Raw genomic sequence first — 25,715 nt, forward strand, 5'->3', positions numbered from 1 at the left:
TACCGCTTCCAACATGCGCAAAATCAGCCGGCCTTTAAACTAAAAGCCGGCTGCAATATTTAACCGTTCAACACTTTAACAAGTGTTTTCCCGAGCTGTGCCGGCGACGGTGAAACTGTAATACCCGCAGCTTCCATAGCAGCAATTTTATCATCAGCGCCGCCTTTACCACCAGAAATCACAGCACCAGCGTGGCCCATCGTTCGGCCTGGAGGTGCTGTACGACCAGCAATAAAGCCAACCATTGGTTTTTTACGACCAAGTTTAGCTTGCTCGATCAACCATTCAGACGCTTCTTCCTCAGCAGAACCACCGATCTCGCCGATCATAATGATGCTTTCCGTTTCCGGATCATCAAGATAAAGATCAAGCATATCGATAAATTCAGTGCCTTTAACCGGATCACCACCGATGCCAACAGCCGAACTTTGGCCAAGGCCTTCATTCGTTGTTTGGAACACTGCTTCATAAGTCAGCGTGCCAGAGCGCGATAGAATACCAACAGAACCTTTTTTGAAGATATTACCAGGCATAATACCAATTTTACATTCATCAGGTGTCATAACGCCAGGACAGTTTGGTCCGATCAGACGTGAATCTGATTTGTCCAAACGGGCCTTCACCTTCACCATGTCAGAAACTGGAATGCCTTCTGTAATGCAGATGATCAATGGAATTTCAGCATCAATAGCTTCAATGATCGCAGCACCAGCACCGGCAGGCGGCACATAAACAACAGAAGCATTTGCGCCCGTTGCGGCTTTACCTTCGGCAACACTTGCGAAGATCGGAAGCTTTTCGCCACCTTTACCTTCCCATGTTTGCCCGCCTTTTTTCGGATGAATACCACCAACCATTTGCGTGCCATGATAAGCAAGCGCCTGTTCAGTGTGGAATGTACCAGTTTTACCAGTTAAGCCCTGAACGAGAACTTTGGTGTCTTTATTAATGAGAATAGACATCGATTATCCCTTCACCGCTTTAACAATTTTCTGAGCTGCATCATCCAAATCATCCGCTGCGATCACATCGACATCAGATTCATTGATAATTTTCTTACCAGCTTCAACATTGGTCCCTTCAAGACGCACAACTAGTGGCACTTTAAGACCGACTTCTTTAACAGCAGTCACAACACCTTCCGCGATAACATCACATTTCATGATACCACCGAAAATATTGACCAAAATGCCTTTAACATTCGGATCAGATGTAATGATTTTAAATGCAGCGGTTACTTTTTCAGTGGTTGCACCGCCACCAACATCGAGGAAGTTGGCAGGTTCTGCACCATAAAGCTTGATAATATCCATGGTTGCCATAGCAAGACCAGCGCCATTGACCATACAGCCAATGTCACCATCAAGAGCCACATAGGCAAGATCATATTTAGATGCTTCAATTTCTTTAGCATCTTCTTCGGTTAGATCACGCAATTCCTGAATGTCTTCGTGGCGGAAAACTGCATTTCCATCGAAAGACACTTTTGCATCAAGAACACGTAAATGGCCGTCTTTCATAACAATCAAAGGATTGATCTCCAACAGAGCCATGTCTTTTTCAACAAAAGCGTTGTAAAGGATCGGGAAAAGATCAGATCCGTCCTTTGCCGCATCACCATCAAGCTCTAGAGCTGAATTGATTTTTGCAATGTCGCCAGCAGTCACACCATTGTCAGGATCAATCGCGACTGTGATGATCTTTTCAGGTGTTTCTTCCGCTACGGCTTCAATGTCCATACCGCCTTCAGTGGAAACCACAAAAGCGACTTGGCCAACAGTACGATCAACCAAAAGCGAGCAATAAAGCTCGCGATCAATATCAGCGCCATCTTCAAGATAAAGGCGATTTACTTGTTTACCAGCAGGGCCAGTTTGTTTTGTTACAAGCGTGTTGCCAAGCATTTCAGCAACGTGTGATTTCACTTCGTCAGGATTGAAAGCCAGACGAACACCACCAGCGGCGTCCGCGCCAAGCTCTTTAAACTTACCTTTCCCGCGACCACCAGCATGTATTTGGCTTTTAACCACATAAAGCGGTCCTGGTAGTGCTTCGATTGCCGCATCCACATCATCAGCGGATAAAATCGGCACGCCCTGCGCCACCGGTGCACCAAATGACTTTAGTAAAGCCTTGGCTTGATATTCATGAATATTCATAAATTTCTATTTCCTGTCTTGGACATTATTTAAGGTTGGGAGCAATTCCAGCACATGTGTCGCAAAGCCCGACAACTGCTGAAACAGATGCATCAAATGCGTCTTGCTCTGATTTATTCAAATCGATCTCAATCACACGCTCAACGCCATTTGCGCCAATCACTGTTGGTACGCCGACATACAAATCTTTAACGCCATACTGACCGGAAAGATGCGCCGCACATGGAATAATGCGCTTTTGATCTTTCAAATATGCTTCAGCCATTTTAATGCCAGATGCAGCTGGCGCATAATAAGCTGAACCTGTCTTCAACAAACCAACGATTTCCGCACCGCCATCACGTGTGCGCTGAATGATTTCTTCCAAACGCTCTTTTGTTGTCCAACCCATTGAAACCAGATCAGTAAGTGGAATGCCGCCAACTGTGGAATAACGCGCCAATGGCACCATTGTGTCACCATGACCACCAAGCACAAACGCTGTTACGTCTTTAACCGAGACATCAAACTCATCGGCAAGGAAGTGTTGGAAGCGTGCTGAATCCAAAACGCCTGCCATACCAACAACTTTATTTTTAGGAAGACCTGAGAATTTTTGCAAAGCCCAAACCATCGCATCAAGCGGGTTTGTAATACAGATTACAAATGCGTCTGGTGCATATTTTGCAATGCCTGCGCCAACCTGCTCCATAACCTTCAAGTTAATACCAAGCAGGTCATCGCGGCTCATACCTGGCTTACGTGCGACGCCGGCGGTTACAATACAAACATCTGCACCTGCAATATCTTCATAATCATTTGCGCCCTTAAGCGCACTGTCAAATCCGTCTACTGGAGATGATTCTGCGATATCCAGTGACTTACCTTGTGGGATGCCTTCTGCGATATCAAAAAGGACAACATCGCCCAATTCTTTCATTGCTGCCAAATGCGCTAAAGTTCCACCGATCATACCTGAACCGATGAGTGCAATTTTATTCCGTGCCATAGAGCTCGTCTCCAATATTTACTTGAACTGTTCAGACAGAGTTGCTGAATTTCCCAAAAGAGATAGAATCCAATTTTCAAAAATGCAAACCCATTTTTGAAGTTCAATGATTTCAATCGTTTAAATTATTTTATTCTTACGTAAAGGTAAAATTTTTCCTCAATAAATTGCTTTTATGCATTGTTATTCTTTTGATTCTAGATAGTCCACACTCTGCATCTCAAACAAACGTGAAGCTGTTCTTGCAAACTCAAATGCCTCGGTTCCATTTGTGTCTGAATAAAGCCCATCCGCCAGCGCATCGGCGGAAATGAAGAGTCGAATTTTTTTATCATAAAGCGTATCTATGAGCGTGATAAACCGTTTTGCTTCATTGCGTTTTTCATTTCCAAGTTGAGGTACATCATCCAAAACAATTGTATGAAACTCCTCGGCAATCGCTATGTAGTCAGAGGCTCCTAATGGCTTCCCACAAAGATCATCAAATGAAAAACGCGCGCACCCTCCCCCAGATAGTGGTATGGGAACTTGACGCCCTTTCACCTCGACTATAACATTCTCTATAATCTGCTTACCCGCAGTGATCTGTTGCCATGCCTCATCCATAAGCCTAGCTGCATCATCCCCAAGCGGAGAGATATAGACTGGCAACTGATTAGTTTTCTCCATTCTATAATCTGTCGGCGAATCCAAGCTCAACACTTCAACATACTTATTAAGGATATCAATGAAAGGTAGAAATAAGGAACGGTTTAAACCATCCTTGTAGAGATTGTCTGGCGCCACATTTGAAGTCGCAATCAACACGCACCCCTTTGCAAATAGCTGTTCGAATAATCGAGACAGAATCATTGCATCGGCAATATCGGTCACTGAAAACTCATCAAAGCATAGAACCCAAGCTTCCTCATAGAGCGCTGTGGCAACAGGCAGGACTGGATCCTTCTCTTTGGTTTCACCTGCCTTGAACTTTTCTCTATGCGCATGAATACGGTTATGCACATCCGCCATAAAATCATTAAAGTGAACACGCCGTTTGTGCTTTGCAGGAACAAGTGCAAAGAACATGTCCATCAGCATGGTTTTACCACGTCCAACCGAGCCGTGAATATAAAGGCCTTTTACAGCTTCTTCCGGCTTATACTTCTTAGCAAATAGCCAACCCAATGCGCTTGATTTGGAAGCCATACGCTTGGTACTGATATAATACAGTACTTTATCAAGATATTGAATGATGAGATCTTGTTTTGGATCAGATGTAACATCGCCAGCTCGAATACGAAGCTCATACTCGCTTTTGACAGTCGACATCTGAGATTGAGGCATGGAGCGTTACCCGAACCAGCTACCGATAACAGCCCTATCGCCCCATATTGATGGCTTGGCCACCTGTCGTGGAACCATCAAAGCGCTCAGATGCTGTTTTATAAAGACGAGCAACATTTGAGCCAGAACTATCAGCAAGAACAACCTGTTTGCCCTCAACATTCCAAGCTGAAACAAGTGCAAGACCTGCCGAACACCCGCGAGATGCAGCGCGGAAACCGCCGGTCCATTTTGTGAGCGATAAGAAGACATCACAAGACTGACCACCGGATGCAAGTGTCCAGCGACCAATCAATTCTTCTTTTGTAAGAGGTTGGGCATTTGTCGCAACCTGATCTAGATTAGCTGCTGGTGCATTCGGTGCATCAGGAAATTGGCCTTGCGCAGTTGCATCGGGCAATTGACCTGCTTCTACACCGCCAACTGGCGCCGGGTTAAGTGGAGCTGGTTGCGCTAGTGGCTGCGCCTGAGGTTGTAAACCACCAAAACTTGTTCTTTGGCACCCTTGAAGTGCGGCAAGTGCCGCAATGACTGTTACCATATATGTCAAGCGCATGTTCAAACTCCTCGAAGACGGACGCCACTAACCAGAGTAAGAACTACCCAAGCCATTTTCGAGTTATAGAACACGAATATGGTTAAAAATATACAAAAATTCGACGTGAATAAGGCAAAAATCAATCAGAGTAATCTGTTACACTCTGCGCTCAACCATCATCTTCTTAATTTCAGCAATTGCTTTTGCAGGATTAAGTCCCTTTGGACATGTCTGCGCACAGTTCATAATTGTATGGCAACGATACAAGCGGAATGGGTCTTCTAAGTTATCCAACCGCTCTCCAGTTGCTTCATCGCGACTATCAATCAACCAACGATAGGCTTGCAAAAGAACAGCCGGCCCAAGATAACGATCACCGTTCCACCAATAGCTTGGGCATGATGTTGAACAACACGCACACAAGATACATTCATAAAGTCCATCCAATTTTGCGCGATCTTCGTGGCTTTGTTTCCACTCTTTAGCAGGTGTTGGGGTTACTGTTTGCAACCAAGGTTCTATGGAACGATGTTGCGCATAAAAATTAGTCAGATCCGGCACCAAATCTTTAACCACGGGCAAATGTGGTAATGGATAAATCTTGACCGTCCCATCGACTTCACTCATACCCTTCGTGCAAGCTAGAGAGTTGGTGCCGTCAATATTCATGGCACAAGAACCACAAATTCCCTCACGACAAGAACGGCGCAGTGTGAGCGTTGGGTCGACTTTGTTCTTAATCCACAAAAGTCCATCAAGAACCATTGGTCCGCAATCATCGACATCAACATAAAATGTATCAACAGTTGGGTTTGCATCATCGTCAGGGCTCCAACGATAAATCTGATATTCGCGTACATTCTGCGCGCCATCAGGCTTCGGCCAGGTCTTGCCTTTTTCAACCGTTGAATTTTTAGGAAGTGTAAGTTCAACCATTTTATAAATCCTTCTGAAGCGAAGCAGAAAAACGCTCACCGGTGGTGATTGTTAGGTCGCCTTTATAGATACGTTTAAAAGTCTGGTCCCGTTCAAAATATCCGATAGGGTTTCCAGATGCATTAAGAAGCGCAATATTTTCGCCAATAAGGCGCCAACCGCCAATATGTCTCATTCCATTCGAGCAATCATTTGAAAGTTTAACAGACAACCAATCCGGCTTCAGTAAAGCTGAGCTTAGAAACAAAATACATTCTCGACCACCCAAATCACGTAACCAATAATTGCCTTGAAATTCCCAAGCAGGTCCACGATCCACAATTTTGACGTCTTCAGTTACAGTTTTAGTCACAACGGCAGGCTCATCGCCAATTTTTGTTTTACGCCATTCCCATGTTTTGGTCGGAACTTCTTTATAACGTCCATCATCTTCAGCACCTGATTGGCAAGCAGAAACCGATAAACCAATCACTGTCAAAACGAAAACGCTGGTAAAAAGCCCTTTGAAAGAAGACATTAGCGCCGCTCCTTTCGGATAACCAGTTTAAGACCAGACCAAATCTCATTTACGGCGCAGACTTTTACATCGACCAAATCCAATTCAAGCGCTTTGTTACGGATTGTGTCCTCGGTTACATCAGTCTCTACTTTAGAGGCTTTCTTCGGCCAAGACACCCAAACCATACCATCGCGTTTTATCGCTGATTGTAAAGTTTCGAGCAAAGTCTCTATCTCAAGCGCGCTTTTGGTGAAAGCATGTATGACATCAAATTTCTTTGAAATTCCGATAAGCTCTTTCCATTCAGAAAATCTTTCAGATACTTCAAACTTCATTGCCGATGTAAGTGACGCTAGATCATCAGGCAACGCAACAAAACCAACAGACATGCCATCCTTGAGACCCATTTTGGCCTCAAGCGGTTTGCCTGAATATCCTGCAGCTGCAATCGTCATTTTACCTAGTAAACCCGCGCTTTTGGAGCGATCTTGCCAAGATCGATACCTTCTGCGATGAGATCTAAATGCACGGGGCGATAATCAAGCGTTACTTTGCCATCGTCAGCAACCCAAGCTAGCGTATGTTTGCGCCAGTTCTCATCATCACGCCCGGCAAACTTGCCCTCGGTGTAATCTTCACGCGCATGCGCCCCACGACTTTCTTTACGGGCTTCCGCGCCATAAACCGTCGTGATAGCATTTGGCATCAAGTTAGTGAGCTCTAATGTTTCTACAAGATCAGAGTTCCAAACCATTGAGCGGTCTGTAACCTTGATGTCTTTCATCTCACCCCAGATTTCAGTGATGCGCTTGCAACCTGACTCGAGAGATTCTTGGGTTCTGAACACCGCGGCATCTTCCTGCATAGCACGCTGCATTTTTTCCCGAAGATCTGCAGTTGGCGTGGAACCACTTGAATGACGAATGCCATCAAAACGTTCCATGATTTTATCACATGCAGCTGTGTTAAGAGTTGGAATTGGCCCGTCCTTATCAACAACTTCCGCAGCGCGAATGGCTGCCGCCCGACCAAACACCACCAAATCAATCAATGAGTTTGAACCCAAACGGTTAGCACCATGAACAGATGCACAACCAGCCTCGCCTACGGCCATGAGGCCTGGTGTAACTGCATCAGGTCCACCAAGTTTCGGGTCAATCACTTCACCCCATAGATTGGTTGGAATACCGCCCATATTATAGTGCACGGTTGGCAATACTGGAATTGGCGCTTGAGTGACATCAACATCAGCAAAAATCTTGGCTGATTCTGAAATTCCAGGTAAACGTTCTCCCAAAATCGCAGGATCAAGATGATCAAGATGAAGGAAAATGTGATCTTTATCTTTCCCCACACCACGGCCTTCGCGGATCTCCATTGTCATACAACGAGAGACAACATCACGAGATGCAAGATCTTTTGCTGATGGTGCATAACGCTCCATAAAGCGCTCGCCTTCAGAGTTGACAAGATAACCGCCCTCACCGCGTGCACCTTCGGTGATCAATGTACCGGAACCGTAAATACCTGTCGGGTGGAACTGAACAAATTCCATATCCTGCAGCGGAAGGCCAGCACGAGCCACCATGCCGCCGCCGTCACCTGTACATGTATGCGCTGACGTTGCAGAGAAATAAGCACGACCATACCCACCTGTTGCAAGTACAACCATTTTGGCTGAGAATCGGTGAATCTTACCGTCATCCAAATTCCAAGCGACAACGCCTGTGCAGCGACCATCATCTTCCATGATGAGATCAAGTGCAAAATATTCAATAAAGAATTCAGCGTTATTTTTTAGAGACTGACCGTAAAGCGTGTGCAAAATGGCATGACCAGTTCGGTCGGCCGCGGCACATGTACGCTGTACCGGCGGGCCTTCGCCATAGTTTTGCATATGACCGCCAAATGGTCGTTGATAAATCTTACCTTCCTCATTACGAGAAAATGGCACACCATAATGCTCAAGCTCATAAACCGCTTTTGGCGCTTCCATCGCAAGATATTGCATGGCATCAACATCGCCAAGCCAATCAGAGCCCTTAACCGTGTCATACATATGCCATTGCCAACTGTCTGGCGTCATATTATTTAAGCTTGCCGCAATACCGCCTTGGGCAGCAACTGTATGAGAGCGTGTTGGAAATACTTTTGATATACAAGCAGTTTTAAAGCCCTGTTCTGCCATACCTAGCGTCGCTCGCAAGCCAGCACCGCCAGCGCCAACTACAATCACATCGTAAGCGTGATCAACATATTCATAAGCGCCGTTTACATTTTGCTGCGCATCCGTTGAAGCTGCCATTTAGATTAGCCCCCGAAACCAAGTTTTAAAATTGCAAATAGTGACAAGGCACCGATGAGAATAGAGAAAAATGTATTCAATAATAATAGAACAACTTTTGCGCCCTCGCCGTGCACATAATCCTCAATGATAACCTGCATACCAAGTTTCATATGAATAATGCCGGAAATAACAACCAAACCAAAAAGAATCGTAACGATCGGGTTCGACAATGCCGCAATAACTTGCGCATAAGAAGCGCCATTATACATGATCAAAAAAACAACAAAGAAAATCAACAACGGCACATTGGCAATTGCAGTTAAACGCTGACGCCAAAAGTGATCCGTTCCTTCTTTTGCTGAACCCAGCCCGCGAACTTTACTTAGAGGTGTTTTATAATCCATGACTTATCCTCCCATCCGAACTGAGTAACCAATAATCCAAATGAGGACGGTTAGAACAATTGAGCCCGCAAGCGTTGCCCATGCCATTTTGGTGGTGACATCTTTATCAAATCCTTTGCCCAAATCCCATATGAAATGACGAATGCCACCAAGCATATGATGAACAAGTGCCCATGTGTAACCAAACAAAACAAGGCGACCAAACAACGAGCTAAATATGTCATTGACGAAGTCGAAATAGACTTCACCCGAAGCAGCGGCGATCAACCACCAAGCAACAAGGATCGTGCCAAAATAAAGAGCAGCCCCAGTAATACGGTGCACAATTGACATAACCATAGTTGGAATAGGTTTATAGATGGACAAATGCGGCGATAAAGGCCTTGTCCGAGGTGCATTGCTCATATTAAGAGGCCCCCTGCAGTGATTTTGAAGCCAGATTATTCCCCCGAGAAACCTCTCGATACGTCACGACACGCAAAAAGAAACAGTCCAACCTTGTGAAACTAGTATGCATCATTAAGGGCCTCTTTAGCAGTTCGAATCGCCTTCGCAAAGAGTCCGAGTTAAATAAAATCGGTTTACATCATCACTAAACATGAAATAGATGATTCTTCACAAGGCCAAACAAGAACTTACATATTAAAATTATTTCAAAGCTGACTAACAATCAACAAGCCCTATATCGACCCCGCTTCAACCATATAATTACTGGCTGTGCACATGGCTGCATCATCAGACGCCAAGAAAACGACCATGCGTGCAACGTAAACAGGCTCGATAAGATCGGGCAGACACTGGCGTTTTCGATGGGCTTCAAGCGCTTCCGGTGTAGCCCAAAGCTCCTTTTGCCTGTCAGTCATAATCCAGCCCGGAACGACTGCATTGACCCTGATACGATGCTCTCCAAGGTCGCGTGCCATTGTGCGCGTAAGTCCATGAATAGCGGCTTTGGATGTGGTATATGCCGGAAACCCTCCGCCAGCTTCCCACCATGAATTTGACCCCATATTGATGATCGATCCACCGCCCATTTCAATCATGGCTGGTGCAACTGCTTGAATAGCAAAAAACTGATGCCGCATATTTGTGGCTACTCGTTCATCAAAATATTCAGGCGTAACATCTTCCCAATTATGACGATCATCTCGCGCTGCATTATTAACCAGCACACTTGCAGGGCCGATTTCATCGGCTAACTTGGCTACCGCAGATTTAAGCTGATCGATATCGCGCAGATCACACTCAGCACATGCAATCTCAGCATCAAGCTCATTGGCTAGTTTTCGCGCACCCTCAATATCGATATCAATGATGCCAATTTTAGATTTTTGTTGCACAAAAGCCTTAACCATTTCAGCGCCAATACCAGATGCACCACCAGTAATTATAACAGTTTTGCCCGCAAGGCTTGGATAGACCGCAAATTGATTTGTCATGAGATTCCTGCCTGAAACAGTGAGAGTTACGTGCGCTAAAATCATCAGACTGCATAGGCTTGTCAAGCATCCCTCGTATTTTGTGATGAGTGACTATTGACATTGTATCAAATGATACATAATTGTCTCGCTATGAAAATAAAACTTACCTCGCGTGCGGCAATATTAGAAGCCGCCTTTCAAATTTTTAATGAAAAACCAACAGCATCTCTTGGTGAAGTTGCCAACTACGCTGGTGTCGGTCGTGCGACGTTACACAGGCATTTCAGTTCCCGCGAAGATTTGATGATTGCACTTGCCAACTCTGCTTTTGATGAGCTCGACGCCGCTGTTGATGGGGCGACAACGCACGCCCAAACACATACCGAAGGGTTAAAGTTAGCGCTAGAAGCCATTATCCCGTTGGCTAATCGACAATGGTTTCTTGCCCATGAAGCAGTGGAAAGCGATCCAGATATAGCCAAACGTTATGCTGCGGATAAACAGGAGCTCTTTCAGGAAATTGAGCAAGCAAAGTTGGAGGGCACATTTTCAAGTGATGTGCCAACAAATTGGATAGCGGAAACCTATGAAAATCTCATCTACAGCGCCTGGGTTCTGGTCAAAGATCAAGATGCAACACCTAAACAAGCAGCCAATCTTGTTTGGCGCACGATAACAACTGGATTAAAACCATGAACATCGAAACAATCGAAAAATTAGGAACAGAGATCGACGACGTATTTTTTATTATAGGTGCGGTCATTCTGCTTATTGAAATTGCGGAAGCTTGGTTCAAAGGTTCTCTTAAGGGCAAAAACATTCTTGAAATGCTTGCCAGTGCGTCGACACAGATCCCGTATCTTTTTGTCGAAATTTTTATCATGACCAGCGCATATGGCCTCTATTATATTTTGGCAGAAAACTTAATCCCATGGGAGTTGCCGATTAATTGGTGGGTCGCAATATTAGCGATCATCGCAGCTGATTTTACCTATTACTGGGAGCATCGTATCTCACATCAGGTTCGCATATTATGGACACAACATGCGGTCCACCATTCGTCACGCGAGTTTAATATAATTACTGGTGTTCGTTTTGGTCCGTTTGAAGGCGTCTGGTCAATGGTGGCACATATTCCAATGATTGCAGTTGGTTTTCCACCTGATCTGGTTTTCTTTGGAATATTAACAGTTCTTGCCTACCAAACGTGGATCCACACAGAAACAATCGGTAAGCTTGGCCCACTTGAATGGATATTAAATACGCCATCCCACCATCGCGTACACCATGGCTCTGATCGTAAATATCTTGACAAAAACTATGGCGGAATTTCAATCATATGGGACCGGCTATTCGGCTCGTTTCAAGTTGAAGAGGAGACACCCAAATATGGCCTTATGCGCAACTTCGATAGTCGCAACCCAATCAAGGTCTGGTTTTCAGAAATTCCTGGACTTTGGCAAGATTTAAGAAAGGCAAAAACTAGCAAGGAGATTTTCATGCGACTCTTTGCACCCCCCGGCTGGAGACCCAAATAGCGAACCTGTAATTAGTTTGACAATGTTTCCAGATAAAGACTAACGGCACTTTGCACATGGCGAAAACGATCACCACCCAGGTGCTTTCCACCATACCAGCGGGTCACAACGATAATTTGATTTCGAACATCTGCTCGCTCCAGCATACGCAAAATAACCATACCAGCACCACTTTCGCCATCATCGTTTTTCATCTCACCATCATCACACAAAAGCCCCCATGTATTGTGGGTAGCCTTTGCGAATTTCTTTTTCCGCTTTAACTCCTTTATGAAAGCTTTTGCTTCATCCGCTGAGTGACACGGACCACCTGAAACAGAATATTTTGATCCGCGATCAGTTATTATGTTATCTAGGATGAGCATGAACGAGGATTAACTGTAATTATTAACAGGATCAAGCTTCTGGCATGATCATTTTCCCTTAATCTCTGCTCTATGCTTTCTGTTCACCAGAGCAACTGTCATCAGATTAAATCAATTAGCCAGGAAGCAAGAGTAATTAACTTCCAAGAAACGGGTTGTCCTTATCTGCCTTTCCTCATAAGTGTTGATCACAACTAAATTCACTAAAGGGCCTATCCTATGCAGCTGGACACGTATCTCTTATTCTTTGTGACCACACTCGTCATCTGTTTTACACCAGGTGCCGCAGCAATCACAGTTGCATCCCAAGGTGCAACAAATGGTGGTCGCAGAGCTTTATTTGGTGCTGCAGGCGTGGTTTGGGGCAACGTGATCTATTTCATTTTGTCAGCAACAGGTATCGCATCACTTATTATTGCTTCACACACCCTGTTCTCGATCATAAAATGGGTAGGTGTTGCATATCTCATATTCCTCGGCGGCTATGCGATTTTCTCAAAATCAGGTGCAATTAAGGTCGGTGCCGATAAAATAAAGTCATGCTATCGCGCAATGTTCATCAAAGGCTTCGTAATAGAACTGGCAAACCCAAAGGCACTTCTGTATTTTGCGGCCGTCTTACCGCAATTTCTCGACACATCATCGCCTATTGCAATTCAATTTTTGATCATGGGCGTGACAACGTTTTTTCTCGATTGCCTTGCCTATGGCTCTTATGCATTTCTTGGAGATCGCTTAACACGTGGCGGCATGAAAAAATGGGTTGTAAATGCTGTAAATAAAACGGCAGGCACAGCATTGATTTTTGCAGGCATCAAAATGGCAAGCGTGAGTGCAAATAACTAAAATTCAAAAAAGCCGCATGTCGTATCTAACATGCGGCCCAAACCAATTGGTTTAATTCATATTCAAAATGTTAGCGATTAGCCAAGGTTTCTGAACTCTGTTGGAGACAATTTACCGTTTCCGTCTGCATCAGCAGCATGGAACTGGATAGCAGAGATGCCTGCACGGTTTGCTTCGTGGATGCTCACAAGACCATCACCAGCTTGAGATGCATATACACCGTTTGCATCGCCACGTGTATCATCAACAGATGTGAAGTTAAGTGCAGATGCACCAGTTAGAGCCATTGCAGATAGTGCGATTGTTGTAAGTACGATTTTCATAATATTTTCCATTCATTTGTTTGTGGAACGTTGTGGCGTTCCTGTTGGTTTAAATGTGAGACATTGTGGTGTCTCGGGTTAGTATCTTGTTTGAAGCGCCCCRTTTAAYCCGTTTGGATGTTGTTGGCTGCGTTTCGATGAGTTGAATATAGGATTGGAAAATGAGAAAATAAATTAAACTCGGCGCACATAAATGTGAGAGCCAGTGTGTGGCTCAAGCTCTTGAATATCAGGTCTCGCAAAACAAACAGATAATTTCGTAATAAATTCAAATAAATAGCATTTCGACAGACCAATCAAGTAAACACGAGCCTCGTGAGAAACCACACAAAACCTGTTCAAACTTTTTATTTTTCCTGCAAAAATCTCAATAAATCCACCCTCCAAAAACCAACCTTTGTGAGCGGATGAGAGCAACCGTGACGGAAATGGGGAGAGTTGCAGTGAGGAAAAATTGGAATAATTCCGCCTAAATATAACTAATCTTGCGAATTAAAACTCGCATCGAAGAAATCACGCTCGCATTTTACGGCTCTGGCAAACATCTGAGTTGCATCTGCCTTTTGCTGATCAGCTAAACCATCCCAAACTTGATCAAGTTGGCTCCGCAAATATTCAACAACACCCTCAAAGCCATCACCACAATGAAGGTCAATCCATTCAGAAAACCAAAATGGTAAGTCGGGCGAGTAGGCAACATATCTATTGGCCCAGGTAAGGTAAGACCACTCAGCAACAACAAGAACTGCAAGCATCTGCTCATAGCGACCTGATACCTGCGCCTCGCGCATTAAATTCTGAAACGCAAGTGTCGATTTGGCCGCCGGCGCATTTTGTTCTTCTTGCGTCATATTCAAAGCTTCAAAACTACGGAGAAAATATGTATTTTCTGGCCCGGTAATAACAGCTAAAAATTGAGCAGCAGGAATACTATCTGCCAGTGTCGGCGCATGAGCAATTGCGGTTGCCAATAACCGCACAAACCGATCGATAAATTTATAATCCTGTGCCAGATACCACTTCATTTTCTCGATAGGCAGCGTTCCCTCGGCCAACTCTTTACAGAAAGCATGATTGGTCGCAGCCTCCCAGGTTTCAGAACAATCATTCATAAGTTGATCTGTCGCGCGCATAAAATTCCTCCAAATTTCTTATCTATGGCAGATAGAAGAGCTTCAAACAGAGATCAATTAAAAACATCGCCTAAGCAACTTGCATTTTCGTCTCCACAAGGGACGATCACAACATTGTTTCAATTCTCATCATTCAGTTTAAAAATACTATGTAAAATTCATTTTTCATGTAAATGATTAACATAGAAATTGATTTCAGCTAAATGGAGAACCAATGTCTGAATTCCAGTTAATTGATCAAAATGTCCTGCGGGCTGCTTTCTCCTCCGCGATGTCAAAAATGTATCGAGATGAAGTACCTGCTTACGGTACTTTGATGGACCTTGTTGCCGAGGTAAATGTCAAAAGGCTTGCTAAAGATACGTCTCTTGCAAATTCACTACTAGCAACAGATGGACTGAACAGGATTTCGGATGAACGGCATGGAGCTATCCGAGTTGGAACTGAAGCAGAATTAAAGATGGTCCGCCGCGTTTTCGCGCTTTTGGGTATGTACCCCGTAGGCTATTATGATCTAAGCGTAGCGGGTATTCCGGTACATTCGACAGCCTTTAGACCACTTGGCCAGGAAGCTTTATCACACAATCCATTTCGGGTTTTCACATCGCTCCTGCGGCTTGACCTTATCAATGATAATAATCTGCAAATAAAAGCCGAGAATGTGTTGGCAAAGAGACAAATATTTTCCGGTGCAGCGGTCAAGCTTATTGAAAAGGCTGAAAATGAAGGCGGTGTCTCAATACCAGATTCAGAGCACTTCATTCGGGAAATTTTGAAAACATTCAAATGGCATACGCAAGCCAATGTTACACATGAACTTTATAATAAACTCCATGATGCCCATCGACTCATTGCAGATATCGTCTCGTTTAAAGGCCCACATATTAATCACCTAACACCGCGCACTCTTGATATTGATCAAGTGCAAGATCTAATGCCCTCCAGATCAATCAATCCCAAAGCCGTGATCGAGGGACCTCCCAAACGCAAGTGCCCCATTCTTCTCCGGCAAACCTCATTTAAAGCCATAGAAGAAGATGTCGATTTTACTGATGTAAAAAATGGCAAACATACGGCTCGTTTTGGGGAGATTGAACAGCGAGGTGCGGCACTAACGCCTAAAGGCCGCGCGCTATATGATAGGTTACTCAATAAGACGCGAGACAAATGTACACCCGCAGCGGATGGATCTAATGCGCAAGAGTACATCAACACTCTAAAAGAAGTCTTTGCAGAATTTCCTGATGACTGGGAGACATTACGCAACGAAGAACTTGCCTATTTCCTCTATCAAGCAACAGAGAAAAATCTTGGGCAAACAGACGCCAACTTGACATTTGATGAGCTAATCAAAGCAGACTTCATTCGTTTTGACCCAATCATTTATGAGGATTTCTTGCCCGTTAGTGCCGCTGGAATCTTTCAATCGAATTTAGGTGATAAAGAAGCCGCAAATATTGCACAAAACAGCAACCAAGACTTATTTGAGAACCAACTCGGCGCAAAGGTATTGGATGAATTTGAGCACTATGCGAAGATTGAAGCGGTTTCGAAAAAAGCGTGCTTAGAACAACTCCAATTTTGAAATGAGCAGTAATAAGGCCGGCGTGCTTCTATTTATCCACGGATGGATACTGCCTTAAATTAAGGTTCATCAGCAATTAAATTTAACCATTAGAGACTAATCAGTTTCTAATTCACAAACTTGTGAACGTGAGTTTATTAGACTGATCGGTTCCTAATTGATATTCATCTTTCAACGGCAGCACAGCACTTCCGCTAAACCCCTTCAACTGCCGCGAAAAGGATTTCAAATGTTTCACAAAGCTACAAAAACACCACGACTATTTTCATCCGCCATCTTCTCCGCAATAGCCTTATCATTCGTCATCGCGACATCCGCACCTTCGAACATAGCTCACGCAGGTGAACTTCTCGCAAGTGGCACATTCTCAGGTCAAAGTGATCATATAACCACCGGTAAAATCACTATCGAAAAAGAAGGCGATAAAACCTTTGTTGTCCTTCACGATGATTTCTCACTTGATGGTGCGCCTTCTCCTACACTTGGGTTTTCAAAAGCTGGAGCATTCGACGAAAAAACCGAGTTCGCAGAACTTAAATCATTAAAAGGGCAACAACGTTATGAAGTTCCTTCGAGTATTCTTGTAAGCGCGTATGATGCATTCACTGTTTGGTGCGGTAAATTCTCAGTACCACTGGGTTCTGCGAAATTGAAATAACCCAAGCATTAAATCACACTGAGGGCGATGATTAAGCCTAGATATTGATCTATCGCCCTCATTGGCAAAGCCGTGTGATGATGCCATATATATCACTACAATCTAAAATGAGAGACTTGCATGGCACGACCAAGAGAATTTGAAATGGATACAGCTCTTGCCAATGCCATGGATGTTTTCTGGACCTTTGGCTATGAAGAAACATCTCTTACTCAATTATTAGATGGAATGTCTTTGTCTCGGGGCAGCCTGTATAAAGCTTTCTCCGACAAACGATCACTGTTCTTTGCAGTCCTTAATAAGTATGACGAAGAAGCTGTGTCACCAGCAGTCAAATTATTATCTGACACAAAAATTTCCGATGGTACAAAACGCATTGAAATTCTATTTGGAAGAATACTAAACGGGGTTAAACAGGGCGATCGTCGAGGCTGCCTTTTGTGCACGGCTGCCGCAGGTTCCGCGCCCCATGACGCAGAAATTGCTACACAGGTGCATCGCCTATTTGATAAAATGAGATATGGGTTTGAAACTGCAATTGGACAATCAATTGAGTTCTCAAACCAGCCGACCAAAGTGAAATCCAATATTGTCAACTTATTGATGGCGCAATATGTCGGCTTACGGGTATTGGTCCGATCCGGTGCGCCAATTGAAACACTGGAGCAGGTTGCCACATCCATCAGTCATATTCTGACCGGTCAATTAAGCTCCGCCAGCAGATAATGCCGACCGCGCTAAAAGCGGCTTTACGAAATAATTTATTCCCATTGTGACCCCATTGTAACATTGTCACTGACTGCCGATTTTATTTACGTGATTATCCATAACGATATCCGCGATTGTGCGGGCTAAGTTAAAAGGAATATTACCATGAACGTGCAGTCCCAAAGCACCGCAGAGGCGCATTACAGCCCTCTTTATTTTCTCGCCGCGCTTGGTGCCGGCGGGCTAGTTGTAACCTTCTTTATGTACCTGATGTTCTGGGTGCCCCACAAAGGTCAACCCGTACCGGTGTTTGAAGACATCTGGGCATATACACAGATCGCCAACCTTAGTGGACAAATAGCTGTTGCAGTCGCTTTATTTGGCGTTGCAATATTTGCAATATTGCATTTTTATCTCATCATCTGGAATTTGCGCCAAAGCGCAGATTTTCGTAAATCTGCCGCCTATGAAAAACTGTTGAAATCCAATGCAGAAACACAAACTATGGCAGCACCGCTAGCACTTGCCATGTCTGTTAATGTTGGTTTCATCGTTGGATTGGTATTTGTTCCGCAACTTTGGTCGGTTGTTGAATACCTGTTCCCCGCCGCGATTATCGCATTTGTTGCAATTGGCTATTACGCGTTTCAGCTGCTTGCTCGTTTCTTCGGTAGAGTCATGGTTGAAGGCAGATTTAATTCATCTGCAAACAATTCATTCGCGCAACTTCTGCCGGCATTTGCCTTATCAATGGTCGCCGTTGGCCTTGCAGCACCATCTGCCATGTCTCAAACAAAATGGATTGTCGGAGCGTCAGAAATATTATCCACGTTCTTTATCGTTACTTCGGTTATCATGACCATGATTGCCATTGTCATGGCTGTTCAATCCATCGTTAAAAACGGTACTGCGCCTGAAGCCGCGCCAACGCTGATGGTTGTCATACCTTTCATCACCGTTTTAACTATTGCATTATTGCGTCAGAACCACGGTTTACATACAGCCTTTGAGATACATACATCTGCTGGTGAGACATTTAGTTTCCTTACACAAATGCTTTCCATTCAGGTTCTCTTTGCCTTGCTGGGATTATTGGTTTTAAAACGCCAGAACTACAAAGAAATGTTCCTAAGCAATGCAGGAAAGCGCTCTGCGGGTTCCTATGCGCTTGTCTGCCCCGGCGTAGCCCTATCAGTCATGATACATTTTTGGGTAAACAAAGGATTGGTTGCCACAGGCCTCATTGCCAAATTTGGCGCCGCGTATTGGGCATTCACAGCTCCGGCCCTGATCCTTCAACTCGCAATGATCATTCTGCTTTTCAAGTTACATGATCTGCATTTTGCTCGTCCAAAAATTGCATCCGGTGCCATGCCAGCAGAATAAATAGATACGGGCAGGATGGTGAACCGTCCTGCCCCGACATATACCCCTCATATATAAAACCATAACAACTATCACATAGAAATGCTTACCTTCTCTCACCAGTTTTGATTGGTGTATTTGCAGGGTGAGCATTTCCTTGTTTGCATCGGCAATATGTGCGACTTAAGTTCCCCATGCCATTGAAACTTTATCTTCACAGATTGGATGGCTATTATTTAGAGACGTTGCAGCGACGTAACTAGTTGCGGGAGATCACAGGATGACAGATTCAAATCAGTGGATTGATCGCTTTCCCGGACTGTCACGATTAGGACCTTCTACAAAAGAAGCACTCCTGACCCGCAGCAACATTGTTAACTACCCAAAAGACACGCTGCTATTTGGACCCGGGAAATCGCCAGAATACATGTTGTTTCTGATTGAAGGAACGGTTCGCGTCCAGCAAGTTTCCGAAACCGGGCATGAGATTGTGCTATATCGCATAAATGCCGGCGAAAGCTGCGTTTTAACCACCGCTTGTCTTTTAACATATGAAGACTATTCCGCCGAAGGCATATCAGAAACAAAGGTGCAGGCTGTTGCGGTGCCCAAAAATATTTTCGATGATCTCGTTGCACAGTCAAAATCATTTCGAGATTTCGTCTTTGCCGCATTTTCAAAACGCATCACCGATCTGTTCCTGATGATTGATGAAGTAGCTTTTCAGCGAGTAGATGTCCGCTTAGCCGACAGACTTGATAAGCTTGCTGATGATCAAGGTGTTGTTAAAACAACCCACCAGAAACTCTCCATTGAGCTGGGAACCGCAAGAGAAGTGATTTCAAGGCAACTTCAGGAATTTCAACGACGCGGCTGGGTCGAACAGAACCGAGGCAGCGTAACATTACTTAACCGAGCTCAAATCAGGCAACTTGCAGATCACAATAGCTAGTTTATTCACCCCAATTAGGACGCCTTTACATACACCCCAAATACTTGTGCTCGCTGAATATTGCGAAATTTTCTGCACTTGATAAACTAAGCCACCAAAAATTTTAGAAAGGTCACGCCATGAATTTCATAACTAACATGTTTCGTAACGCTGGTTGGATTATCGCACTCATGGCTGCGACCGGACAGGCCCATGCAACATCTAATATCGAATGCACTGGTGTAAATTCAGATGCTGGCGTCAGTATCTTAATTGGTGCTGGACCTGTTCTAAATGCATTGGAAGCATCCGTAGCTCTGAATGAGCGCTATATTACGACCTATAAACATCAAGAAGGTGAACACGCAAGTATCGTCCAATTCAAAGCAAATGAATATGAAGTACAGCTTGATTTGATGGATGACCAAGCCGAAGAACTGCTCGCATCCGTTCGAATCTTGAAGTTCATTGACAAAAACAACGACGAAAGCGAACCATATCAAATCGGATATATGCACTTAAATGGTTCGCAAGCGGTGGGCATCACCTGTGAGGGGCCTTAGAGACAGCGTAAAACTGACCTAAACATCTCTCATCCAGCTTAATACAAACAAAAACCGGATAGGTTTCCCAATCCGGTTTAGATACTTAATCAATCTTTCAGTCAGAAAGAAATATGAAGCTCGCGCCTGTTAGGCGTTGCGGATATCCACAAAATGACCATTGATCGCAGCAGCGGCAGCCATTGCAGGAGATACAAGATGTGTTCTGCCTTTAAAGCCCTGACGACCTTCAAAGTTTCTATTTGATGTTGATGCGCAGCGCTCTTCTGGTTTTAGGCGATCATCGTTCATGGCAAGGCACATAGAGCAGCCAGGCTCACGCCATTCAAATCCAGCTTCAATGAAGATTTTATCCAAACCTTCCTTCTCGGCCATCGCTTTAACCAATCCAGAACCCGGCACGATCATGGCATTTACACCGTCAGCGACTTTCTTGCCTTCAACAACTTTCGCAACCTCACGAAAATCTTCGATACGACCATTTGTGCAAGAGCCGATAAAGACACGATCAATCTTAATGTCGGTAATTGGCGTCCCTGGCTTAAGTCCCATATATTCAAGCGCACGCCATTTAGACTTACGCTTATTTTCATCTTCGATATCATCAGGGTTTGGTACAACGCCTTCAATCGAAATCACATCTTCCGGTGAAGAACCCCAAGAAACGATCGGTGGCAAATCTGCTGCATTGAGCACGATTGTCTTATCGTAATGAGCGCCTTCGTCAGAGGCGAGTTTTTTCCAATATTCGAGCGCATTGTCCCAATCAGCGCCCTGCGGTGCACGTGGTTTGCCTTTGAAATATTCGTATGTTTTCTCATCCGGTGCAATCAGGCCAGCGCGTGCGCCGCCTTCAATTGTCATGTTGCAGACAGTCATACGGCCTTCCATCGAAAGCGCACGGATTGCTTCACCAGCAAATTCGATCACATAACCGGTGCCGCCGGCAGTACCAATCTCACCAATGATCGCAAGGATGATATCTTTTGCTGTCACACCTTCTGGCAATTGACCATCAACACGCACAAGCATGTTTTTAGCCTTTTTCTGGATAAGTGTTTGCGTTGCAAGTACGTGTTCAACCTCAGATGTTCCAATACCATGAGCCAACGCACCAAACGCACCATGTGTTGAGGTGTGGCTATCACCGCAAACAATTGTCGTGCCCGGAAGCGTAAAGCCTTGCTCTGGACCAACAACATGCACGATACCCTGGCGCACATCGCTTTCATTGAAATATTCAACACCAAATTCTGAAGAATTACTTGCCAAAGCTTCCACCTGAATGCGGCTCTCTTCGTTCTTGATACCTTCATAACGATCTTTGGTCGTTGGCACATTATGATCCACAACAGCGAGTGTTTTCCCAGGTGCACGGACTTTACGTCCTGTCATGCGCAAACCTTCAAAAGCTTGCGGGCTTGTTACTTCATGCACAAGGTGGCGATCAATGTACAAAAGACATGTGCCATCTTCCTGTGTGTCTACAACGTGATCATCCCAAATTTTATCATACATAGTACGAGGTGCAGTCATATCGATATTCCTTAGTGATTTTATAAAAGTGTGTCGTGGTTGCTTAAGCCACAACAAACCCGCGCCCAGCGCTGGTAACAGCTAGCAAAAAGCGAGATGGCAAGCGTTTATGATCCGTTAGGAGCACAACTTGGTATGTCGCATCTATTGATAAATCTATCATGGAGTTTCAATAGCAACGTTTACCGTCAGAGGCAATTGGCAACACCCATCAAATTGAAAATTTGAATGAGTCTCATTTTTTAGCAAAACAATACATTTTACTCTCTAGAAATAGATTTTCATTTCTTTAGCGCGCATTTTTAAGACCTATTATGGAGCCAAATTCGTTTCACTCATGGGTCCAAAGCAAAATGCAACACGATATAGCTCGAGAAAATAATCGAAAACTAAACTCATTAAATCTCATTGAACGTCTCAATTTCATCTCGAAAACAACGCCACATTCTGTTTTTACAACAAGTCTGGGTAAAGAAGATCAACTGATCACTCATCTTATTGCAGAAAACAAAATTGATTTGAGAATCATAACGCTTCAAACAGGGCGCTTGCATCCGGAAACACTTTCGCTCATCGATGAGACCAAGCACCGCTATTCAGTAGACATTGAGGAATATCACCCTGACAGAAGACTTGTGGATGAGTATAAAGCACAATTCGGAATAAACGGGTTTTATGAAAGTATTGAAGCCCGCCACAAATGCTGCGAAATTCGCAAACTCAACCCACTAGCCACCGCTCTAAGCGATGCCGATGGTTGGGTAACAGGACTGAGACGTTCGCAATCAGACAATCGAGATCAAGTACCATTTTGCGAATGGTCTCCTCAATACGAGTTATTTAAATTTAATCCATTGGCTGATCTTGGTGCCGATGCGCTTGAAGATTTGATCATTAAAAATAATATTCCAATCAATGCGTTACATGCCCGCAGCTATCCTTCCATCGGTTGCGAACCTTGCACTCGCGCAATTAAGCCAGATGAACATTCCCGCGCCGGCCGCTGGTGGTGGGAGCAAAACAATGCCCGCGAATGCGGCCTACATGCTTCCAAATAGTTACGTAAAACCTCTCCCAATCAAAAAGTTTAAAAACAAATGTCCGAAAACAAACAAAAACTCCCGCTCGATCCGCACCTAAAAGCTCTTGAAAATGAAGCAATTTATATCTTCCGCGAAGTGCTTGCGGAGTTTGAAAAACCTGTCATGCTCTATTCCGTGGGCAAAGACTCCTCTGTTCTGCTGCACCTAGCTCGAAAAGCATTTTTTCCAGACAAAATTCCATTTCCACTGCTGCATATAGATACTGGGTGGAAATTTACAGAGATGATCAAGTTTAGAGATCAAGTTGTCGCCGAATACGACCTTAACTTAATCACTTATACAAACCCTCGTGGTTCGGCGGAGAATATCACGCCATTTAACAATCCACGCTACACAGACATTATGAAAACCGAAGCACTGCGCACCGCTTTAGACCAAGGTGGCTATGATGCTGCGTTTGGCGGTGCAAGGCGAGATGAAGAAACATCCAGAGCAAAAGAACGCATTTACTCATTTAGAACGTCCAACCATCAATGGGATCCGCGCAATCAAAGAGCAGAACTCTGGTCTATTTATAATGGCGACATTTTCAAAGGCGAAAGCATTCGTGCATTCCCATTATCCAATTGGACAGAAGCTGATATCTGGAGCTACATCAAAGCCGAAAGTATACCAATCGTTCCGCTATATTTTGCCAAGGACCGTCCATTTGTAGAACGAAATGGCATGATGGTTTTAGCACAAGATGATCGGCTGGAACTGCTTCCTGATGAACTTGTCCAGCAAACAAGCCTTCGGTTTAGAACATTGGGTTGCTTTCCGCTGACCGGCGCAATCCGATCGACAGCAAACAATCTTGATGAAATTATTGATGAGATTGCATCCGCAACTGTTTCTGAACGTCAAGGCAGGGCCATCGACAAAGATAAATCGAGCTCAATGGAAATGAAAAAACGAGAGGGGTATTTCTAATGAATAATCTAAACCCAATGCCAATTCAAAAAACTGAAACTGTTGCAGCTTCTGAAATCACACGTGACACAACTCCTTTGCGTTTTATTACCTGTGGCAGCGTGGATGATGGTAAATCAACCCTTATCGGACGCCTTTTATGGGACACAAAAACTGTTTTCGACGACCAAATTGAAGCCACTTCCAAAAACAGTGGTAACGATCAACTGGACTTACCTGACTTCGCCAATCTGCTAGATGGTTTACAGGCAGAACGTGAACAAGGCATAACCATTGATGTTGCCTACAGATACTTCTCGACACAAAGAAGATCCTTCATTGTGGCCGATACACCCGGACATAAACAATATACAAGAAACATGGCAACAGGTGCATCAAATGCAGATCTAGCTGTGTTGCTCGTTGATGCCCGTGCTGGCATTCTTGAGCAAACTCGACGCCATGCAACAATCGTTTCACTTATGGGTATTCGCCAAATTGTGTTGGTCGTAAACAAAATCGACCTTGTTGATTATCAGGAAAGTTCTTTCAACTCTGCCGTCACTCAGTTTACGAACTTTGCCAAGGAGTTTAATTTCCAGTCTATTACGACGATTCCCGTTTCTGCCATAAATGGTGAAAATGTCGCCTCACAAGCACAACATAAAATGCCTTGGTACAAGGGGCCAACACTTCTTGAAACACTTGAACTTGCAACAAAACCTGCCGCAAGCTCTGTAGGGTTTCGGCTCCCGGTTCAACGAGTCTGCCGTCCAGATGAGAGTTTTCGTGGATATCAAGGAACAGTAGCCGGTGGAGCTATTAAACCCGGAGATAGCGTTACGATCCTGCCAAGTGGCGAGACGGCAAATGTGAAAAAGATAATCACGTTTGATCTTGTACGAAACGCAGGCGTTTCTGGCGATGCAATAACACTAGAATTGGACCGTCAGATAGATATCTCTCGCGGAGATATGATCACATCACATGACGCTAAACCACATGTCTCGGACACTTTCGATGCGCATCTCATTGTTCTTAGCAATAAAGGTCTACAGACTCAAAAGCGCTACTGGCTAAAAACAGGCAGTCGCCGCCAACATGTTTTCATCGACCCAAAAACAAGCCTCAATTTGGAAACAGGTGAATGGGAAGAAAATGACAATCTGTCCGTCAATATGATTGCCGATATTCAACTTAAATTTGAAGCAGTTGCAATTTTTGACACATACCGCCAAAATCGCATAACTGGTTCATTCATTCTTATCGATCCCGACACCAATGAGACGGTTGCCGCGGGAATGATTAACGCCGTTGCAAGCCATGTTGTTCCGTTCAAAAATCCAGATAGCGAAACATTAACACTCTTTTCCCTACCTCAGCAACTTGTTGAAAAGTTTATTAAAACTGACTTTTACAAAGAGAATTCGATTCACATTCAATCAGCTGAAATATCAGAATTTGAGATGAAGACATTACTAAAAAAGCAAAACAAACAGCAGAAGTGAGGTAAGGACCAACTCCAAAAATCAAGAAATTCTCTATATTGCGAAGATAGCCAAGTATAATTTCGAGTCTTATTATAAGATCGACTCTTGGCGTGTTTTTGCAA

Annotated in this window: 28 protein-coding genes; 12 read left to right on the forward strand and 16 right to left on the reverse strand. The window is 44.2% G+C overall.

The window, feature by feature from the left end; translation table 11 throughout:
* Positions 1-59 precede the first annotated feature (59 nt).
* From sucD to G3W54_RS11850, 12 genes are all read right to left on the reverse strand, one after another.
* Positions 60-962 carry a succinate--CoA ligase subunit alpha gene (gene sucD / locus G3W54_RS11795; protein ID WP_162653226.1) on the reverse strand — a complete coding sequence of 301 codons (903 nt, stop codon included), beginning with the start codon at positions 960-962 and terminating at the stop codon, positions 60-62.
* A 3-nt stretch (positions 963-965) separates the two neighbouring features.
* Positions 966-2,159: an ADP-forming succinate--CoA ligase subunit beta gene (gene sucC / locus G3W54_RS11800; protein ID WP_162653227.1), complete on the reverse strand. Its 1,194-nt coding sequence runs from the start codon at positions 2,157-2,159 to the stop codon at positions 966-968.
* A 25-nt stretch (positions 2,160-2,184) separates the two neighbouring features.
* Complete coding sequence (gene mdh / locus G3W54_RS11805; protein WP_162653228.1) at positions 2,185-3,147, reverse strand: malate dehydrogenase; 963 nt, start codon at positions 3,145-3,147, stop codon at positions 2,185-2,187.
* 183 nt (positions 3,148-3,330) lie between these two features.
* Complete coding sequence (gene zapE / locus G3W54_RS11810) at positions 3,331-4,473, reverse strand: cell division protein ZapE (RefSeq protein ID WP_162653229.1); 1,143 nt, start codon at positions 4,471-4,473, stop codon at positions 3,331-3,333.
* Positions 4,474-4,507: 34 nt separating this feature from the next.
* On the reverse strand, positions 4,508-5,029 hold the full coding sequence (locus G3W54_RS11815) for a protease inhibitor Inh/omp19 family protein (RefSeq protein ID WP_162653230.1): 522 nt from the start codon (positions 5,027-5,029) through the stop codon (positions 4,508-4,510).
* 138 nt (positions 5,030-5,167) lie between these two features.
* Entirely contained in the window at positions 5,168-5,947 is a 780-nt protein-coding gene (locus tag G3W54_RS11820) for a succinate dehydrogenase iron-sulfur subunit (RefSeq protein ID WP_162653231.1), read from the reverse strand.
* 1 nt (position 5,948) lies between these two features.
* Positions 5,949-6,464: an AprI/Inh family metalloprotease inhibitor gene (locus G3W54_RS11825; protein ID WP_162653232.1), complete on the reverse strand. Its 516-nt coding sequence runs from the start codon at positions 6,462-6,464 to the stop codon at positions 5,949-5,951.
* Complete coding sequence (locus tag G3W54_RS11830) at positions 6,464-6,901, reverse strand: DUF3052 family protein (RefSeq protein WP_162653233.1); 438 nt, start codon at positions 6,899-6,901, stop codon at positions 6,464-6,466. Before G3W54_RS11830 ends, G3W54_RS11825 begins: the two co-directional genes overlap by 1 nt.
* A 5-nt stretch (positions 6,902-6,906) precedes the next feature.
* A complete protein-coding gene (gene sdhA / locus G3W54_RS11835) occupies positions 6,907-8,751 on the reverse strand; it encodes a succinate dehydrogenase flavoprotein subunit (protein WP_162653234.1) in 1,845 nt (614 codons plus the stop codon).
* Between the two features lie 5 nt (positions 8,752-8,756).
* Positions 8,757-9,137, reverse strand: a complete 381-nt coding sequence (gene sdhD, locus G3W54_RS11840; RefSeq protein WP_162653235.1) for a succinate dehydrogenase, hydrophobic membrane anchor protein — start codon at positions 9,135-9,137, stop codon at positions 8,757-8,759.
* Positions 9,138-9,140: 3 nt separating this feature from the next.
* A complete protein-coding gene (sdhC, locus tag G3W54_RS11845) occupies positions 9,141-9,542 on the reverse strand; it encodes a succinate dehydrogenase, cytochrome b556 subunit (protein WP_162653236.1) in 402 nt (133 codons plus the stop codon).
* 275 nt (positions 9,543-9,817) lie between these two features.
* A complete protein-coding gene (locus G3W54_RS11850) occupies positions 9,818-10,576 on the reverse strand; it encodes an SDR family oxidoreductase (RefSeq protein ID WP_162653237.1) in 759 nt (252 codons plus the stop codon).
* Between the two features lie 132 nt (positions 10,577-10,708).
* On the opposite strand from G3W54_RS11850, the gene G3W54_RS11855 reads away from it, so the two are divergent.
* On the forward strand, positions 10,709-11,254 hold the full coding sequence (locus G3W54_RS11855; RefSeq protein ID WP_162653238.1) for a TetR/AcrR family transcriptional regulator: 546 nt from the start codon (positions 10,709-10,711) through the stop codon (positions 11,252-11,254).
* Positions 11,251-12,096: a sterol desaturase family protein gene (locus G3W54_RS11860; protein ID WP_162653239.1), complete on the forward strand. Its 846-nt coding sequence runs from the start codon at positions 11,251-11,253 to the stop codon at positions 12,094-12,096. Before G3W54_RS11855 ends, G3W54_RS11860 begins: the two co-directional genes overlap by 4 nt.
* Positions 12,097-12,107: 11 nt before the next feature.
* On the opposite strand, the gene G3W54_RS11865 is transcribed toward G3W54_RS11860, so the two are convergent.
* Positions 12,108-12,461, reverse strand: coding sequence for a YigZ family protein (locus G3W54_RS11865; RefSeq protein ID WP_162653240.1), 354 nt, complete (start codon positions 12,459-12,461; stop codon positions 12,108-12,110).
* A gap of 219 nt (positions 12,462-12,680) precedes the next feature.
* On the opposite strand from G3W54_RS11865, the gene G3W54_RS11870 reads away from it, so the two are divergent.
* Entirely contained in the window at positions 12,681-13,307 is a 627-nt protein-coding gene (locus G3W54_RS11870) for a LysE family translocator (protein WP_162653241.1), read from the forward strand.
* A 77-nt stretch (positions 13,308-13,384) separates the two neighbouring features.
* On the opposite strand, the gene G3W54_RS11875 is transcribed toward G3W54_RS11870, so the two are convergent.
* Both G3W54_RS11875 and G3W54_RS11880 read right to left on the reverse strand, forming a co-directional pair.
* The gene (locus tag G3W54_RS11875) at positions 13,385-13,630 is read right to left on the reverse strand and encodes an EF-hand domain-containing protein (RefSeq protein WP_162651397.1); all 246 of its coding nucleotides are present in this window, start codon (positions 13,628-13,630) and stop codon (positions 13,385-13,387) included.
* A 479-nt stretch (positions 13,631-14,109) separates the two neighbouring features.
* The gene (locus G3W54_RS11880; protein ID WP_162653242.1) at positions 14,110-14,763 is read right to left on the reverse strand and encodes a TenA family protein; all 654 of its coding nucleotides are present in this window, start codon (positions 14,761-14,763) and stop codon (positions 14,110-14,112) included.
* A 214-nt stretch (positions 14,764-14,977) separates the two neighbouring features.
* Between G3W54_RS11880 and G3W54_RS11885 the strand changes: the two genes are divergently transcribed.
* From G3W54_RS11885 to G3W54_RS11910, 6 genes are all read left to right on the forward strand, one after another.
* Positions 14,978-16,348, forward strand: coding sequence for a VOC family protein (locus tag G3W54_RS11885; protein ID WP_162653243.1), 1,371 nt, complete (start codon positions 14,978-14,980; stop codon positions 16,346-16,348).
* A 229-nt stretch (positions 16,349-16,577) separates the two neighbouring features.
* The gene (locus tag G3W54_RS11890; protein WP_162653244.1) at positions 16,578-17,006 is read left to right on the forward strand and encodes a DM13 domain-containing protein; all 429 of its coding nucleotides are present in this window, start codon (positions 16,578-16,580) and stop codon (positions 17,004-17,006) included.
* 120 nt (positions 17,007-17,126) lie between these two features.
* Complete coding sequence (locus G3W54_RS11895; protein ID WP_162653245.1) at positions 17,127-17,732, forward strand: TetR/AcrR family transcriptional regulator; 606 nt, start codon at positions 17,127-17,129, stop codon at positions 17,730-17,732.
* 147 nt (positions 17,733-17,879) lie between these two features.
* Positions 17,880-19,100, forward strand: coding sequence for a hypothetical protein (locus G3W54_RS11900; protein WP_162653246.1), 1,221 nt, complete (start codon positions 17,880-17,882; stop codon positions 19,098-19,100).
* 259 nt (positions 19,101-19,359) lie between these two features.
* Positions 19,360-20,031 (forward strand): Crp/Fnr family transcriptional regulator, encoded by a 672-nt coding sequence (locus G3W54_RS11905; protein ID WP_162653247.1) that lies wholly within the window; start codon positions 19,360-19,362, stop codon positions 20,029-20,031.
* A 119-nt stretch (positions 20,032-20,150) separates the two neighbouring features.
* Positions 20,151-20,573, forward strand: a complete 423-nt coding sequence (locus G3W54_RS11910) for a hypothetical protein (protein ID WP_162653248.1) — start codon at positions 20,151-20,153, stop codon at positions 20,571-20,573.
* Between the two features lie 129 nt (positions 20,574-20,702).
* Here G3W54_RS11910 and leuC read toward each other — a convergent pair whose 3' ends face one another.
* Positions 20,703-22,109 (reverse strand): 3-isopropylmalate dehydratase large subunit, encoded by a 1,407-nt coding sequence (gene leuC, locus G3W54_RS11915; protein ID WP_162653249.1) that lies wholly within the window; start codon positions 22,107-22,109, stop codon positions 20,703-20,705.
* A gap of 353 nt (positions 22,110-22,462) precedes the next feature.
* On the opposite strand from leuC, the gene G3W54_RS11920 reads away from it, so the two are divergent.
* From G3W54_RS11920 to cysN, 3 genes are read left to right on the forward strand one after another with little or no spacing between them, the layout of a single operon-like run.
* Complete coding sequence (locus G3W54_RS11920) at positions 22,463-23,167, forward strand: phosphoadenylyl-sulfate reductase (RefSeq protein WP_162653250.1); 705 nt, start codon at positions 22,463-22,465, stop codon at positions 23,165-23,167.
* Positions 23,168-23,206: 39 nt separating this feature from the next.
* Positions 23,207-24,124, forward strand: a complete 918-nt coding sequence (gene cysD / locus G3W54_RS11925) for a sulfate adenylyltransferase subunit CysD (RefSeq protein ID WP_162653251.1) — start codon at positions 23,207-23,209, stop codon at positions 24,122-24,124.
* The gene (gene cysN / locus G3W54_RS11930; protein WP_162653252.1) at positions 24,124-25,611 is read left to right on the forward strand and encodes a sulfate adenylyltransferase subunit CysN; all 1,488 of its coding nucleotides are present in this window, start codon (positions 24,124-24,126) and stop codon (positions 25,609-25,611) included. The genes cysD and cysN overlap by 1 nt, the downstream gene beginning before the upstream one ends.
* The last annotated feature ends 104 nt before the right edge of the window (positions 25,612-25,715 follow it).

Origin of the sequence: Lentilitoribacter sp. Alg239-R112 (genome assembly GCF_900537175.1) — a bacterium.
Lineage (GTDB): Bacteria > Pseudomonadota > Alphaproteobacteria > Rhizobiales > Rhizobiaceae > Lentilitoribacter.

Excerpts from the sequence above, each read along its gene's own strand:
- sucD (WP_162653226.1), bottom strand. The coding sequence starts at position 962 with ATGTCTATTCTCATTAATAAAGACACCAAAGTTCTCGTTCAGGGCTTA.
- sucC (WP_162653227.1), bottom strand. The coding sequence starts at position 2,159 with ATGAATATTCATGAATATCAAGCCAAGGCTTTACTAAAGTCATTTGGT.
- mdh (WP_162653228.1), bottom strand. The coding sequence starts at position 3,147 with ATGGCACGGAATAAAATTGCACTCATCGGTTCAGGTATGATCGGTGGA.
- zapE (WP_162653229.1), bottom strand. The coding sequence starts at position 4,473 with ATGCCTCAATCTCAGATGTCGACTGTCAAAAGCGAGTATGAGCTTCGT.
- G3W54_RS11815 (WP_162653230.1), bottom strand. The coding sequence starts at position 5,029 with ATGCGCTTGACATATATGGTAACAGTCATTGCGGCACTTGCCGCACTT.
- G3W54_RS11820 (WP_162653231.1), bottom strand. The coding sequence starts at position 5,947 with ATGGTTGAACTTACACTTCCTAAAAATTCAACGGTTGAAAAAGGCAAG.
- G3W54_RS11825 (WP_162653232.1), bottom strand. The coding sequence starts at position 6,464 with ATGTCTTCTTTCAAAGGGCTTTTTACCAGCGTTTTCGTTTTGACAGTG.
- G3W54_RS11830 (WP_162653233.1), bottom strand. The coding sequence starts at position 6,901 with ATGACGATTGCAGCTGCAGGATATTCAGGCAAACCGCTTGAGGCCAAA.
- sdhA (WP_162653234.1), bottom strand. The coding sequence starts at position 8,751 with ATGGCAGCTTCAACGGATGCGCAGCAAAATGTAAACGGCGCTTATGAA.
- sdhD (WP_162653235.1), bottom strand. The coding sequence starts at position 9,137 with ATGGATTATAAAACACCTCTAAGTAAAGTTCGCGGGCTGGGTTCAGCA.
- sdhC (WP_162653236.1), bottom strand. The coding sequence starts at position 9,542 with ATGAGCAATGCACCTCGGACAAGGCCTTTATCGCCGCATTTGTCCATC.
- G3W54_RS11850 (WP_162653237.1), bottom strand. The coding sequence starts at position 10,576 with ATGACAAATCAATTTGCGGTCTATCCAAGCCTTGCGGGCAAAACTGTT.
- G3W54_RS11855 (WP_162653238.1), top strand. The coding sequence starts at position 10,709 with ATGAAAATAAAACTTACCTCGCGTGCGGCAATATTAGAAGCCGCCTTT.
- G3W54_RS11860 (WP_162653239.1), top strand. The coding sequence starts at position 11,251 with ATGAACATCGAAACAATCGAAAAATTAGGAACAGAGATCGACGACGTA.
- G3W54_RS11865 (WP_162653240.1), bottom strand. The coding sequence starts at position 12,461 with ATGCTCATCCTAGATAACATAATAACTGATCGCGGATCAAAATATTCT.
- G3W54_RS11870 (WP_162653241.1), top strand. The coding sequence starts at position 12,681 with ATGCAGCTGGACACGTATCTCTTATTCTTTGTGACCACACTCGTCATC.
- G3W54_RS11875 (WP_162651397.1), bottom strand. The coding sequence starts at position 13,630 with ATGAAAATCGTACTTACAACAATCGCACTATCTGCAATGGCTCTAACT.
- G3W54_RS11880 (WP_162653242.1), bottom strand. The coding sequence starts at position 14,763 with ATGCGCGCGACAGATCAACTTATGAATGATTGTTCTGAAACCTGGGAG.
- G3W54_RS11885 (WP_162653243.1), top strand. The coding sequence starts at position 14,978 with ATGTCTGAATTCCAGTTAATTGATCAAAATGTCCTGCGGGCTGCTTTC.
- G3W54_RS11890 (WP_162653244.1), top strand. The coding sequence starts at position 16,578 with ATGTTTCACAAAGCTACAAAAACACCACGACTATTTTCATCCGCCATC.
- G3W54_RS11895 (WP_162653245.1), top strand. The coding sequence starts at position 17,127 with ATGGCACGACCAAGAGAATTTGAAATGGATACAGCTCTTGCCAATGCC.
- G3W54_RS11900 (WP_162653246.1), top strand. The coding sequence starts at position 17,880 with ATGAACGTGCAGTCCCAAAGCACCGCAGAGGCGCATTACAGCCCTCTT.
- G3W54_RS11905 (WP_162653247.1), top strand. The coding sequence starts at position 19,360 with ATGACAGATTCAAATCAGTGGATTGATCGCTTTCCCGGACTGTCACGA.
- G3W54_RS11910 (WP_162653248.1), top strand. The coding sequence starts at position 20,151 with ATGAATTTCATAACTAACATGTTTCGTAACGCTGGTTGGATTATCGCA.
- leuC (WP_162653249.1), bottom strand. The coding sequence starts at position 22,109 with ATGACTGCACCTCGTACTATGTATGATAAAATTTGGGATGATCACGTT.
- G3W54_RS11920 (WP_162653250.1), top strand. The coding sequence starts at position 22,463 with ATGCAACACGATATAGCTCGAGAAAATAATCGAAAACTAAACTCATTA.
- cysD (WP_162653251.1), top strand. The coding sequence starts at position 23,207 with ATGTCCGAAAACAAACAAAAACTCCCGCTCGATCCGCACCTAAAAGCT.
- cysN (WP_162653252.1), top strand. The coding sequence starts at position 24,124 with ATGAATAATCTAAACCCAATGCCAATTCAAAAAACTGAAACTGTTGCA.